Below are 12,585 nucleotides of genomic sequence, written 5' to 3'. Positions count from 1 at the left end.
ATGACCACGAGCCAGCGCGCACGCAGCCCACGCTGCCCGTCAGAAGTCGTGCCGGAGGCCCAGCTCGAAGGCCGTGGAGGCGCGCCCGCCAAAGTAATTGGCCGCGGCCGGATTGCCGCTGACTGCCGCACCCCCGGCAATGGCGAAGGCCGCCCCATTGCGGTTGGACATGCGGGCCGCATGCGCGTACAGCGCCGTGCGCCGCGACAGCGAGTGCACATAGCCCAGCGCCCACAGGTCGGCATCGCTGGCGCTTTGCGCCGCCGTTGCGCCCGTCTGGTCGGCCTTGACGTAGCTGAGCTTGACCACGCCGCTGCCCACGGGAACGCTCATGCCCACCAGGGTGTTGACCGTGCGGTCCACGCCATGGACCCAGCGGCGCTGGGCCAGGCTGGCCTTGAGCCAGCCGAAGTCGTAGGAGACACCGTAGCTCTGGTCCTTGAAATGGATGCCGCTCAGGGTGTTGCGCGTGGTGAACTGCGCGCCCGCCACGTTCCAGCCCGCGCCCGCCCAGCCCAGCCGAAAGCCGTTGCCGCGCGTCTGGCCTGCCGCGGTGGCGCCCTTCTCGCCCAGGGTGGCGATCAGGCTGCCGGACACGCCCTGCAGCCCGCCCAGGCCGGCCGGCAGGAAATACTCCACCGCATTGCTCACGCGCAGCGTGGGATTGGCAGCCTGCGACTCCGGCGCCGTGCCGAAGGCCTGGCCCAGCGCGCGGGAAGCCGTGAACGAGCGAAAGCCATTGGCGCTGCCGATGCCCAGCGTGGCAAACGGATCGAAGCCGCTCCACACCAGGTGCGTGGGTACCCAGTCCCGCCCCAGCCGCAGCTCGCCCCATTGCCGCGAGGCCAGGCTGACCGTGGAGCGCCGGTCCCAGAACGGGCCGCTGGCACCCATGGCGCCGGTGTCGGCCAGCAGGCTGCCGTCCAGGTAGAAGCCCGCGCTCAGGCCGTCGCCCAGGTCCTCCTGCCCCCGCAATACCAGCTTGCTGGTGGAGTTGGCGCCGCTGGCCTGCGAGGTGACCGTTCCCAGGCCCTGGTTGCGCACCTGCCTGACGCTCACATCGACGGTGCCCGAGATCGATACCGAGGACTGCGCGCCCGCATGCGCGGCGGCCAGCCCCAGCGAGGCGGCCAGGGCCTGGCGTATGAAAACCTGCATGTTGTCTCCTTGTGGTTTTTTGCTTTGCTTTGCTCTTTGCTCTTTGTTTTTCTCGGGCGTGTGCCGGGGTCTGCCCGGCTACTCGGGCTTGAAGCCCGCGCCTTTGAGCAGCGCGGCGCTCTGCGCCACATCAGCGGCGATGAAGCGCTTGAACTGCTCGGTGCTCTCCGAAACCGTGTCGATGCCCAGGCTCGCGAAGGCGCCGGACCTGGCCAGCTCGGCCACCGCCGCGTTGGAGGCCTGGTTCAGCCGCTGCACCCGGTCGGCAGGCGTGTCCTTGGGCGCCCACAGTCCGTACCAGGACGTGTAGGCAAACCGCGGCAGGCCACTTTCCTGCATGGTGGGCACCTCGGGCGCCAGCGGGCTGCGCTTGCCGGAGGTGATGGCAATCGGCCGCACCTTGCCGGCCTTGGCCAACGGCAGCACGGAGACCATGGAGTCGAGCAGCAGGTCCACATGGCCGCCGCCCACATCCACCAACGCGGGTTGCGTGCCCTTGTAGGGCACGTACTCGAGGCGCATGCGGCCCTGCTGGGCCAGCAGCAGCGTGGCCAGGTGGCTGGGTGCGCCCACGGCGGGAATGGCCGCCGTCCACGTGCTCTTGGCGCCTGCGGCCAGCACCTCGCCCAGCTTGCTGTGGGGCAGCTGCGGCGAAATCACCAGCATCAGCGGGGCCTCGCCCACGCGCGCCACGGGGACAAAGTCGGTCTGCGGGTCATAGGGCGGATGGGCCAGCACCTGCTTGGCCAGCACATGCGTGGCGGCCGAGAACAGCAGGGTGTAGCCATCCGGGGCAGCCGCCAGCACTGCACGGCCGCCCACCACGCCGCTGCCGCCCACGCGGTTCTCGACGATGACCGTCGTGCCCAGCTGCTTGCGCAACTGCTCGGCAAACAGGCGCGCGGCGCTGTCCACGCCGCCGCCCGCCACGAACGGGACGATGACCTTGACCATCTTGCCCGGCTCGGGAAAGGCGGCGGGCGCACTGGACGAGGCCATGCTGGCGATGGGCAAGGCAGCCAGCGCACCCAGTAAGGCGCCCAGCACCGGCCCCTTCAGCCGTGTCAGAGTTTTCATGCTTTGTCTCCTGTTTCTTTTGAAAATGGGCCGGCCGTTGCGTGGCTCAGCCCGGGTCCTGATTCGGCGCGCGCCGCCTGTGCCTGCGCACCAGCACGCTCAGCGTGTCGTCCAGGGCCTGGGCATCCAGCCCCCGCGTGATGAAGACGATGCGCGTGCGCCGGTCGGCACCCGGCCAGCGGGGCAGCGTCTGCGGCGGGGCGAACAGGTGCTGCACGCCATGGATGACCAGGGGCTGGTCCGGGTGCTCCTGCAGGTGCACGATGCCTTTGACGCGCAGCAGGTCATCGCCGCGCATGGCCGTGACCCAGTCCATCCATTCGCCGAACGCCTGCGCGGGCAGGGGCTCGTCGCGCTGCAGCACAAAGGACGAGATGCCGTCGCGGTGCGTGCCTGCCGGCGCTGTCACCGGAGCTGTCACCGGAGCCATGGCCCGGTAGCCGGGCGTCTGGAGCATGCCCGCAGCGGCGTCCTGCTGCCCCGTCGCGCCTTCCGACATCAGCCGCTGCAGCAGCGCCACATGGTGGCCGGGGTCCATGCCTTGCGGCGCCTCGCCGTTGATGGCCTGCACCTGGGTCAGCAGTTGCGCAGCGGGCTGTGCGCCGCCCAGCAAATCTGTCTTGGTCAGCAGCACCAGGTCAGCCACAGCCAGCTGCCGCACGGCTTCGGGATAGCCTGCCAGCGTGGCGCTGCCCAGCACGGCATCGACCGTGCAGGCCACGCCGGCCAGCGCATAGCGCGCCCGCACGGCGGGCTCGCCCAGGAAGGAGCGCAGTATCGGCCCCGGGTCCGCGAGGCCGCTGGTTTCGATCAGCACGCGGCGCGGCGCGCCCTGTTCGCGCAGGGCCAGGCGCTCCAGCGCCTCCACCAGATCGCCGCGCACGCTGCAGCACAGGCAGCCATTGGCCAGCAGCACCGTGTCCTCGCAGGCCAGGCTGGTCAGGTCCTGGTCGATGCCGACCGCACCGAACTCGTTGACGATGACGGCCGTCCCGTGCAGGTCCGGCAGCGCCAGCAGCCGGTTGAGCAGCGTGGTCTTGCCGCTGCCCAGAAAGCCCGTGAGCACGGTGACCGGAATGCGCTGGCCCGCCGCTTCGGGCAGGGCCAGCAGGCTGGAGAAATGCCCGCTCATGACGCCACCCCACCATGCACCTCGGCGAACGAGCGCAGCGTGCGCTCCAGCCGCGCCAGCGCCCACTGCGCCACGGCCTGCGGCACCTCGTCCGAGCCCAGCGCATCGAGCAGGCCGCGCAGCGGCTGCGCGCCCTGCCCGGCTGCGGGCCGGGCAAGGAACCAGGTCGCCACCTCGGGCTGCTCGCAGCGCTCGCCCCCGTCCTGCAGGTAGTCCACGATGTCCAGCTCGAAGTCCTCCAGCCGCAGGCTGATGCCGCCCGCCCCGCAGGCGCAGGCACCGCCCAGGGCGACATGGCGCAGCGCCAGGGCGCACCACAGGTCCCAGAGCCGGCCGGCCTGCAGGGCGTGGTCGGAGGCCATGGCCGTGCTCACTGCCCGTCCCAGGCAACGGCTGAGGTTGCCGTTGCGGCCGACGGAGACCTGCCGCTGCGCAGCGCCTGCGTGCCCTCGTGGTCCACCTGTCCCTGGCCATCCAGCGCCACGCGGTAGACCTCGCGGGCCACCTGGGCGCTCACATAGCCTTCGCGCACGTCCTCGGCCACCTTGTCCAGTTCGCGCGCCAGCGGGTCGCCAAAGCCCCCGCCGCCGCCCGACAGCATGCGGTAGGCATCGCCGCGCTCCAGACGCACGTTGAAGATCTTGGCGTTGGCGTGGTCGGTCTTCCACTCGCCCTTGTGGCGCACGGCCAGGCCGTTGCCCATGGCGTCGCCGCCGCCCTCCAGGCCCCAGGGCTTGCAGTGCACGCGGTCGATGCGCGTGGTGACGGTGAAGGGCGACAGCGCCTGCACCACCATCTCCGCGCCCAGGCCGCCCCGGTACTGGCCCGCGCCGGCCGAGTCCTGGCGGATCTCGTACTTCTCCACCAGCACCGGGTACTTGGCCTCGAGCTGCTCGGTGGGGCTGTTGTGGGTGTCGCCGTCATTGATGCAGACGGTCACGGACACGCCATCCTCACGGCTCTTGGCGCCCCAGCCGCCGCCCAGCGGGCCGATGCCGACGATGAACAGCCGCCCGTCCTCGGGCGAGATGCCATGGATGTTGGGAAACACCAGGTCCGCATGGTGGCCCGCGATGGAGCGGTCGGGAATCGCGGGCGCCAGGGCCTTGAAGATGGTGTCGATCACCGTCATGGGGAAGGTCATCCACACGCGCATGGGATAGGGCCTCTCGGCGCTGATCACCGTGCCCATGGGCATGATCACCTTGAGCGGCCGAAAGCTCCCGTCGTTGACCGGGTAGTCGGTCGGCGTGGTGAGGCATTTGTAGGCCACCTGCGCGCAGGCGATGCCCGTGGTGAAGCCCGAGTTGTAGAAGCCGCGCACCTGCTTGGAGACATCCGACAGGTCCACCGTCATCTCGTCGCCCTGCACCGTGACCTTGACGCGGATGGGAATGCGCTTGCCGATGTCCAGCCCGTCGTCGTCCATGAAGGACTCGGCCTCGTACACGCCATCGGGAATCGACAGCGTGTTCTTGCGCGCCACGGCCTCGCTGGAATCCATGATCTGCGCGATGGCGCCGTTGACCGCATCCACGCCATAGCGCTGCAACAGTTCCACATAGCGGCGCTCGCCCGTGGTGATGGCCGTGATCTGCGCGCGCAGATCGCCCAGGGCCCGCTCGGCCAGGCGCACGTTCATCGCGATGATGTCGATCAGGTCCTGGTTGACCTCGCCCTGGCGCTGGTACTTCATGATGGGAATCTGTATCCCTTCGCTGAAGATGTCCGTGGTGACGTTGCCCAGCGTGCCGCCCACGTCCAGCCAGTGGGCCATGCAGCAGGTGAAGCCTTCGAGCCGGCCCTCATGGAACACCGGCATGGTGAACGTGAAGTGGTTCAGGTGGCTGCCGGTGGTGTAGGCATCGTTGGTGACCAGGATGTCGCCGGGCAGGATGTTCTCGTAGCCGAAGTGGCGGATCTTGGCCTTGACCGTCTCCGACATGCCGCGAATGAACATGGGCAGGCCCAGGCCGATGGACACCGTGTCGCCCTCGCGCGTGAACAGGCCGACCGTGAAGTCCAGCGCCTCGTAGATGATGAGGTTGTAGGCCGTGCGCGTCAGGTTGGTCTTCATCTCCTCCGTGACGGCGTACAGGCCGTTGCGGATGATCTCGACCGTGACCGGATCGACGGGCCTGGAGTCAGTGGGGTGGTTCATGTGCGGTCGCTCCCGATGTCGATTTGCAGATTGCCCAGTTCGTCCACGCGCAGCCGGTCGCCGGGCTGCACGACGGTGGTGGATGCGTGTTCCTCGATCAGCGCGGGCCCCGCGATCTCGTTGCCCGCCAGCAGGCGCTCGCGCAGACGCACCGGCGTGTCCACCCAGCCGCTGGAGCGGAAATAGACGGGCTTGACCGTGCGCACGGAGGCACGGCTGGGCTCGGCACTGCCGCGCTCCACGCTGTGCCTGGGCGGTTTCTTCATCGTGCCCAGCACGGTGACGCGCAGGCTCACGAGGTCGGCCGGCTCCTGCGGGGCCGAGGTGCCGTAGCGCACCTTGTGCAGCTCGTCGAACTGGCGCTTGATGGCCGAGCGGTCCCGTCCCTCGAAGAAGGCCATGGGCAGGTCCACGGTCACCGCATGCTCCTGGCCCACGTAGCGCATGTCGGCGGCGCGCTCGATCACGATGCCGTCCGGCGCGATGCCGGACTGCGCCAGCGCGGCGCGGCCCTCGTCCTCCATGCTCTGGTAGGCAGCCTCGATCTCCTCGAAGGACACCTCGCCCAGCTTGCGGAACACCGAGCGCACGTAGTCGTAGCGCAGGTCGGAGAACAGCATTCCGTAGGCCGAGAAATAGCCGGGCGCATAGGGGATCAGCACCTTGCGGATGCCGATCTCGCGCGCAATGGCCGAGGCGTGCAGCGGACCCGCGCCGCCGTAGACGACCATGGTGAAGCTGCCCGCATCCAGGCCGCGCTCGGTGGTCACGGCCTTGACGGCATGCGACATCTGCGTCACGGCGATGCGCAGGATACCGTCGGCCGCCTCGGTGGGCTCCAGACCCAGCGGGGTCGCCACGCGCTCGGCCATCTGGCGCTGGCAGGCATCCATGTCCAGCTGCAGCTCGCCGCCCAGGAAATGCTCCGCGTCCAGCCGGCCCAGCACCAGGTTGGCGTCGGTCACCGTGGGCTCCAGCCCGCCACGGCCATAGGCCACGGGGCCGGGGATGGAGCCGGCGCTCTGCGGGCCCACGCGCAGCGCGTTGCCCGTCTCCACGCGGGCGATGGAGCCGCCGCCCGTGCCCACTTCGTGGATGTCCATCATCGGGATCTGTATCGGCAGGGCCTGCTCGTAGCCGCCGATCAGCGCCGAGCCCGTGGTCAGCGGCCGGCCTTCGCTGATCACGCCGGCCTTGGCCGTGGTGCCGCCCATGTCGAAGGCGATGGCGTCGCCCATACCCAATTGCGCACAGATGGCCTGGGCGCCGATCACGCCGGCCGCCGGACCCGATTCGAGCATGCGCACGCAGCCCACCTTGGCATGCTCGACCGGGAACAGGCCGCCCGTGGACTGCACGATGTAGAAGTCGCCCTCGAAGCCCTTGCCGCCCAGGTGGTTCTCCAGCTGGCCCAGGTACTGCGACACGCGCGGCCCCACATAGGCATTGGCCACGGCGGTGGACACGCGCTCGAACTCGCGGTACTCCTGCGACAGCTCGTGCGAGGCGCAGACAAAGGCGCCCGGCATCTCTTCCTGCAGGATCTGCTTGACGCGCTGCTCGTGCGCCGGGTTGCGGTAGGAGTGCAGCAGCAGCACGGCCACGGCCTCCACGCCCTGCCCTGCCAGCTCGCGGGCCAGCTCGCGCACGGCCGCCTCGTCCAGCGGCTTGTGCAGGCTGCCGTCGGCGCGCAGGCGCTCGGACACCTCATGGCGCAGCGAGCGCCGCACCAGCGGCTGGTGCTTGTTGAAGAACAGGTTGTAGGCATCGGGCCGGTTCACGCGGCCGATCTCGTAGATGTCGCGAAAGCCCTCGGTGATCAGCAGCGCGGTGTGGGCGCCGTTGCGCTCCAGCAGCGTGTTGATGGCAATGGTGGAGCCGTGCAGGAACAGATGGCCGTCGCGCCAGTCGATGCCCGCGCTGTCTATCGTGGCCTGGATGCCGTTGACCAGCTCGCCATGCGTGGACAGGGCCTTGCCGAACAGCAGCTGGCCGCTGGCCTCGTCGAACGCCGCCATGTCGGTGAAGGTGCCGCCGATATCGACGGCAATGCGCAGCCGGGGCCGCTGCGAAATCGCTTGTTGGTTATCCATGAATTTCTCCGGAGTCAGACGGCAGCGCTATCAGTGCCGATACGGTTGCGCAGCACGCCCAGCCCAGTGATCTCGACCTCGACCACATCGCCATGCTTCATGTACAGAGGCGGCTCGCGGCGGTCGCCCACGCCGCCCGGCGTGCCCGTGGCGATCACGTCGCCAGGCGACAGCGGCGTGAAGCGCGACACATAGGCCACGATGGTGGGGATGTCGAAGATCAGGTCGCCCAGGCTGGCCTGCTGCATCACGCTGCCGTTCAGGCGCGTCTGCAGCGCCAGGCTGCGCACGTCGGCCACCTCGTCGCGCGTGACCAGCCAGGGGCCGAAGGGCGCCGTGCCGGGAAAGTTCTTGCCGGGCGTGAACTGGTGCGTATGGCGCTGCCAGTCGCGCACGCTCACATCGTTGAAACAGGCATAGCCGGCGATGTGGTCGAAGGCATCTTCCTTTGCAATGTGGCGCCCGCCCCGGCCGATGACGAAGGCCAGCTCGCCCTCCCAGTCGAAACGCTCCGAAAAGGCCGGGCGCAGCAGCTCGTCGCCATCGGCGGCCAGGCTGTCGTTGAAGCGCAGGAACAGCGACGGGTGCTCGCTGTCGGCGCGCCGCGTCTCGGCCACATGGGTCTTGTAGTTCAGGCCCACGCAGATGAGCTTGCCGGGGTTGGGGATGACGGGCAGCGCCTGGGTCTGCGCCGCATCGACGGACACGGCGCCGGCCTGCAGGGCCTGCTCCAGCTCGCCCAGCGCCTGTGCGCGCAGCACGGACAGCAGGTCGGGATGGCGGGCGAGAAAGTCGGCGGGCGGCTGCAGGAAGCGCTCGGCCAGAACCTGCCCGTAGCGGGGCTGTCCGGCATGGATGAAGCTGGCGAGTTTCAACGGATTTTCCTTAGGTTCGGTGTCTGGAAAACCTGCCACGGCAAGGCCATTGGCAAGGCATGACTGCACTGTAGAAATCCCGTTGATATCTGGATAGATAGAATTTCAGGCTTTCAGAATTGCCTCATCAGGCATACCTCAACCGGGTAACCACCATGCACCTGCCCAGCGTCAAGCTCTTCCTCGAGGTCTCCGAAGCCGGCAGCATCAGCAAGGTCGCCGCACGGCGGCACACCGTGCAGTCGCACATCAGCCGGCAGATCAGCGAATTCGAAGCGTCTCTGGGCGGCCCCTTGCTGCGGCGCACGGGCCGGGGCGTCACGCTGACACCGCTGGGCGCGCGGGCCGCGCTGCGGCTGCGCAGCTGGCTGCAGGAAACCGAGCAATTGCAGGAAACACTGCGTGCGGACGCAGGCCAGCTATGGGGCGAGGTGCGGCTGGGCATCGTGCCCTCGGCCGCGCACCCGCTGATGACGCATGTGTTCGACTGGCTGCAGCGCGAGCACCCCGGCATACGCCTGAACATCACCGAGGCCCAGGGAACGGAGCTCGACGCGCTGCTGGACAGCGGCGCCGTGGACCTGGCCATCCTCTTTCGCTTCGCGCGCCCGGCCGGCGGCGACGAGCGGCTGCTGAGCACCGCGCACAGCTATCTGGTGTCGCGCCCTGGCGACCCCTTGACCCTGGCGCCCACCACGGAGTTCGCCGCGCTCGACGGCCTGCAGTTGGTGCTGCCGCGCCGCCCCAGCCATTGGCGCGATGCGCTCGATGAGGCCGCGCACAGCCACGGCTTTCGGCTCGCGGCGGCCGCCGAGGCCGACTCGCTGACCGTGCAAAAGGAGCTCGTGGCCCACGCGCCCGGCCTCTACTCGGTGATCGGCCCGTATTCCATCGATGCCGAACTGCGCCAGGGCCGGCTGCAGGCCAGCCGCCTGGTCAACCCCGGCCTGGTGCGCCATGTGACGCTGGCTCTGCCCCGGCACGGCAAGCTCACCCAGGCCTGCCGCGTGGTGGGCGATGCCATCGAGGCCTTGACGCAGGCATGGGGACAGCAGCTGTCGCCGGGGCCGCTGAGCACCTCGGGACTGCTCGGCGGTTGAAGGGATCAGATATCGGCCCCATCGGCTCCAGTCGTCGGCCATGAACGCCGTGGCCAGGCCATCGGGACAGAACGGCCGCAACCATGTCAGCGGGCCTGGCCATTACGCACGGCTGCAATGGCCTCGATCTCGATCATGGCCGCCGGGTCGTACAGCGCCTGGATCTGGGCAATCGTGTCGGCCGGATAGGGGGCGCCGAAGAACTCCCGGCGCAGGGCGACCACCTCGTCGAAGTGGCCCATGTCGGTGACGAAGATGGTGACCTTGATCACGTCCTTCAGGCTGGAGCCGCCCGCCTCCAGCGCGCGGCGCAGATTGGCAAACGCCTGCCGGCCCTGTGCCAGGAAGCCACCCGGCACGATGCGGCCATCGTCTCCGGCGCCGGCCTGGCCGGAGATGAACAGCAGCTCGCCAAAGCGAATGCCTTGCGACAGCAAAAACGGCTCGTAGGGGTCGGGTTGCGTGGTGACACGGTGCAGCATGGTTTCATTTCCTTCATCCATCCCCGGCAGGATCGCGCTTGGGGCGTGGGTGGACGATAGGGAAGCCGGATGATTTCGACAAAGGTTCATTTGTCAGGCATAAGATGAGTTTTCCTCACCCCATTGCTCATCCGACCCTTGCGTCCTCCAGCCCTCATGCAACGCAATCAGCTGCCGCTTTCCGCACTGCGCGCCTTCGAGGCCGCCGCCCGCCTGGGCAGCTTCAAGCAGGCCGCCGACGACCTGGCAGTGACCCCCACGGCCATCAGCCACCAGATCCGCGCGCTGGAGGAACAGCTGGGCCTGGCGCTGTTCGATCGCCAGGTACGCAAGGTGGTGCTGACCGAGGCCGGCGCCCAGCTCTATCCGGTGCTGCGCGATGGTTTCGACGCCTTTGCCGCCACGCTGGAGCGCCTGCTGCAAAAGCGCCTGCGCGCCCAGGTCAGCATCTCGGCCACCAATGCGTTCACCGTGAAATGGCTGGTGCCGCGCATGGCCAGCTTCCGCGCGATGCACCCCGAGGTGGACCTGCAACTGCAGGCCTCGGACGATGTGGTGGACCTGCGCTCCCATGCCGTCGATATCGCCGTGCGCTACGGGCGCGGCCCTTATCCGGGCCTGGTGGCCGAGCCCCTGTTCAGCGACCGCTTTGCGCCCGTGGCCAATCCCCGGCTGGGCGTGCTGGGTCCGGCCGACCTGGCCCGCCTGCCGCTGATCCGCTTTGACTGGAAGACGGCGCACGCCAGCAATCCCACCTGGGAGCGCTGGTTTGACGAGGCAGGCCTGGCCTGGAATTCACCGGCGGGGCAACTGCGCTTTTCCGATGAGGGCCATGCCATCCAGGCGGCCATTGCCGGCCATGGCATTGCCCTGTTGAGCCTGGCCCTGGTGGCCGAGGACATTGCGGCCGGCCACCTGCTGCAGCCCTTCGGCCCCTCGATCACCGGCCATACCTACCATCTGGCCGTGGGTGAGCAACGGAAGCCGGGTCCCCATGTGCGCGCCGTCATGGACTGGCTCAGAAGCCAGTCCATGACCGTGCCATAGCCGTACCGTAGCCGCCCTCAGTAGCCCCGTGCCGCGTCCACCGCCTGTGGCAGCTCGCCGCTGGCGCGCCAGCGCCGGATGTTGCCCGCCACGATGGCCGATGCCGTCGCGCGGTCCGTGGGTGCCGAGATGTGGGGCAGCACGGTCACGGCGGGGTGCGCCCATTGCCAGGACGATTCTGGCAGGGGCTCCTGGTCGAACACGTCCAGCACGGCATGGGCCAGGCGGCCGCCGTCCAGGGCGGCGCGCAGCGCGGCATCGTCCACGATGGGGCCGCGCGCAAAGTTGATCAGCGAGGCATGGGCGGGCAGCGCAGCCAGCGCCTGCGCGCCGACGATGCCGCGCGTCTGCGGCGTGAGCGGCAGCAGGCATACGAGGATGTCGGTCTGCGCCAGCATGGCGGGCAGCTCGGCATCACCCGCATGGCATTGCACGCCTTCCATCTGCCTGGGCGTGCGGCTCCAGCCGCGCACCTTGAAGCCTGCCGCCAGCAGCCGCCGCACGCTGGCTTCGCCCAGTGCGCCCAGGCCCAGCAGCGATACCGTCCTGTCCTGCGCGCGCACGCCGTCATGCGCCAGCCATTGGCGCGCGGCCTGCTGCAGGGCATAGCGCGGCATGTCGCGGTGCAGGTACAGGGTCCAGGCCAGCACGGCCTCGGCCATGGTGTCGGCCAGTTGCGGGTCCACCAGGCGGACGATGCGCAGGTCGGTATCGCCCAGGTCGGCCACCAGGCGCTCCACGCCGGCCCAGACGCTGTGCACCCATTGCAGGCGCGGCAGCGTGCGCAGGTCGGCAGGCTGGGGGTTGGCGACGATGGCGACCTCGCAGGCCGCGCGCTGGTCCGCATCCAGCGTATCGAGCGCCACCACGCGCTCCTCTGGCAGGGCGGCCTGCAGGGCCTGCAGCCAGGCTTGGGCGGCCGGGTAGCCGAGTGCGCAGACGAAAGGAAGCGGGGGGAGCGGGGGGAGCGAGGCGCGAGGAGACAGCGAACCGCTCATTTGGCAAAAACCTTGTCCAGATCGGCGAAGCCCTTGACCTCGATGGGATTGCCGCTGGGGTCGCGGAAGAACATGGTGGCCTGCTCGCCAGGCTCGCCCTCGAAGCGGATGCCGGGCTGCAGCACGAAATCCACCACGCCGCCGGACAGCCGCGCGGCCAGGGCCTTCCAGTCGTCCATGGCCATCACCAGGCCCAGGTGGGGCATGGGCACCATGTGGTCGCCCACGCGGCCGGTGTTCGTGACCGGGAAGGGCTCGCCCAGGTGCAGCGAGATCTGGTGGCCGAAGAAGTCGAAGTCCACCCAGGTCTCGGTGCTGCGGCCTTCCTGGCAGCCGAGCAGCGTGCCGTAGAAGGCGCGCGCTTCGTCCAGATCGCGGACATGGTAGGCAAGGTGGAAGCTGGTGCGCATGGCTGATCCTTTGGTTGTGCTTGTGGTGCAGGCAGGCTCGCAGGCCGTGGCC

12 protein-coding genes are annotated in these 12,585 nt (G+C 69.0%); 2 read left to right on the top strand and 10 right to left on the bottom strand.

The genetic code is table 11. The features are described from left to right. Nucleotides 1–39 precede the first annotated feature (39 nt). From ACM14_RS04930 to ACM14_RS04900, 7 genes are all read right to left on the bottom strand, one after another. Nucleotides 40–1,158: a porin gene (locus ACM14_RS04930; protein WP_017405827.1), complete on the bottom strand. Its 1,119-nt coding sequence runs from the start codon at nt 1,156–1,158 to the stop codon at nt 40–42. Between the two features lie 78 nt (nt 1,159–1,236). Further along, on the bottom strand, nt 1,237–2,235 hold the full coding sequence (locus tag ACM14_RS04925; protein ID WP_012207426.1) for a tripartite tricarboxylate transporter substrate binding protein: 999 nt from the start codon (nt 2,233–2,235) through the stop codon (nt 1,237–1,239). A 46-nt stretch (nt 2,236–2,281) separates the two neighbouring features. Continuing rightward, a complete protein-coding gene (locus tag ACM14_RS04920) occupies nt 2,282–3,367 on the bottom strand; it encodes a GTP-binding protein (RefSeq protein ID WP_065345508.1) in 1,086 nt (361 codons plus the stop codon). Continuing rightward, on the bottom strand, nt 3,364–3,729 hold the full coding sequence (locus tag ACM14_RS04915; RefSeq protein WP_065345581.1) for a hypothetical protein: 366 nt from the start codon (nt 3,727–3,729) through the stop codon (nt 3,364–3,366). Before ACM14_RS04915 ends, ACM14_RS04920 begins: the two co-directional genes overlap by 4 nt. An 8-nt stretch (nt 3,730–3,737) precedes the next feature. Continuing rightward, the gene (locus ACM14_RS04910) at nt 3,738–5,528 is read right to left on the bottom strand and encodes a hydantoinase B/oxoprolinase family protein (RefSeq protein WP_043822131.1); all 1,791 of its coding nucleotides are present in this window, start codon (nt 5,526–5,528) and stop codon (nt 3,738–3,740) included. Next, entirely contained in the window at nt 5,525–7,621 is a 2,097-nt protein-coding gene (locus ACM14_RS04905) for a hydantoinase/oxoprolinase family protein (protein WP_065345507.1), read from the bottom strand. Before ACM14_RS04905 ends, ACM14_RS04910 begins: the two co-directional genes overlap by 4 nt. A 14-nt stretch (nt 7,622–7,635) precedes the next feature. Then, the gene (locus ACM14_RS04900; RefSeq protein WP_065345506.1) at nt 7,636–8,496 is read right to left on the bottom strand and encodes a fumarylacetoacetate hydrolase family protein; all 861 of its coding nucleotides are present in this window, start codon (nt 8,494–8,496) and stop codon (nt 7,636–7,638) included. A 155-nt stretch (nt 8,497–8,651) separates the two neighbouring features. On the opposite strand from ACM14_RS04900, the gene ACM14_RS04895 reads away from it, so the two are divergent. Continuing rightward, on the top strand, nt 8,652–9,596 hold the full coding sequence (locus ACM14_RS04895; protein WP_013800697.1) for a LysR family transcriptional regulator: 945 nt from the start codon (nt 8,652–8,654) through the stop codon (nt 9,594–9,596). An 86-nt stretch (nt 9,597–9,682) separates the two neighbouring features. Here ACM14_RS04895 and ACM14_RS04890 read toward each other — a convergent pair whose 3' ends face one another. Then, nucleotides 9,683–10,078 (bottom strand): RidA family protein, encoded by a 396-nt coding sequence (locus tag ACM14_RS04890; protein ID WP_065345580.1) that lies wholly within the window; start codon nt 10,076–10,078, stop codon nt 9,683–9,685. A gap of 156 nt (nt 10,079–10,234) precedes the next feature. Here ACM14_RS04890 and ACM14_RS04885 point away from each other — a divergent pair, with 156 nt between their 5' ends. Next, nucleotides 10,235–11,125, top strand: a complete 891-nt coding sequence (locus ACM14_RS04885) for a LysR substrate-binding domain-containing protein (RefSeq protein ID WP_065345505.1) — start codon at nt 10,235–10,237, stop codon at nt 11,123–11,125. A 17-nt stretch (nt 11,126–11,142) separates the two neighbouring features. Here ACM14_RS04885 and ACM14_RS04880 read toward each other — a convergent pair whose 3' ends face one another. Together ACM14_RS04880 and ACM14_RS04875 are read right to left on the bottom strand one after the other, a co-directional pair. Further along, complete coding sequence (locus ACM14_RS04880; protein WP_065345504.1) at nt 11,143–12,123, bottom strand: glyoxylate/hydroxypyruvate reductase A; 981 nt, start codon at nt 12,121–12,123, stop codon at nt 11,143–11,145. Next, entirely contained in the window at nt 12,120–12,533 is a 414-nt protein-coding gene (locus ACM14_RS04875) for a VOC family protein (protein ID WP_012207434.1), read from the bottom strand. The genes ACM14_RS04880 and ACM14_RS04875 overlap by 4 nt, the downstream gene beginning before the upstream one ends. Nucleotides 12,534–12,585: the final 52 nt, after the last annotated feature.

Source organism: Delftia sp. JD2, from assembly GCF_001682645.1.
Lineage (GTDB): Bacteria > Pseudomonadota > Gammaproteobacteria > Burkholderiales > Burkholderiaceae_C > Comamonas > Comamonas acidovorans.
The sequence above is the reverse complement of the archived record's forward strand: the minus strand, read 5'-3'. Positions and strand labels throughout refer to the sequence as shown.

Bases quoted from the DNA above. Each gene is read 5' to 3' on its own strand.
- ACM14_RS04930 (WP_017405827.1), bottom strand. From the start codon at position 1,158: ATGCAGGTTTTCATACGCCAGGCCCTGGCCGCCTCGCTGGGGCTGGCC.
- ACM14_RS04925 (WP_012207426.1), bottom strand. From the start codon at position 2,235: ATGAAAACTCTGACACGGCTGAAGGGGCCGGTGCTGGGCGCCTTACTG.
- ACM14_RS04920 (WP_065345508.1), bottom strand. From the start codon at position 3,367: ATGAGCGGGCATTTCTCCAGCCTGCTGGCCCTGCCCGAAGCGGCGGGC.
- ACM14_RS04915 (WP_065345581.1), bottom strand. From the start codon at position 3,729: ATGGCCTCCGACCACGCCCTGCAGGCCGGCCGGCTCTGGGACCTGTGG.
- ACM14_RS04910 (WP_043822131.1), bottom strand. From the start codon at position 5,528: ATGAACCACCCCACTGACTCCAGGCCCGTCGATCCGGTCACGGTCGAG.
- ACM14_RS04905 (WP_065345507.1), bottom strand. From the start codon at position 7,621: ATGGATAACCAACAAGCGATTTCGCAGCGGCCCCGGCTGCGCATTGCC.
- ACM14_RS04895 (WP_013800697.1), top strand. From the start codon at position 8,652: ATGCACCTGCCCAGCGTCAAGCTCTTCCTCGAGGTCTCCGAAGCCGGC.
- ACM14_RS04890 (WP_065345580.1), bottom strand. From the start codon at position 10,078: ATGCTGCACCGTGTCACCACGCAACCCGACCCCTACGAGCCGTTTTTG.
- ACM14_RS04885 (WP_065345505.1), top strand. From the start codon at position 10,235: ATGCAACGCAATCAGCTGCCGCTTTCCGCACTGCGCGCCTTCGAGGCC.
- ACM14_RS04880 (WP_065345504.1), bottom strand. From the start codon at position 12,123: ATGAGCGGTTCGCTGTCTCCTCGCGCCTCGCTCCCCCCGCTCCCCCCG.
- ACM14_RS04875 (WP_012207434.1), bottom strand. From the start codon at position 12,533: ATGCGCACCAGCTTCCACCTTGCCTACCATGTCCGCGATCTGGACGAA.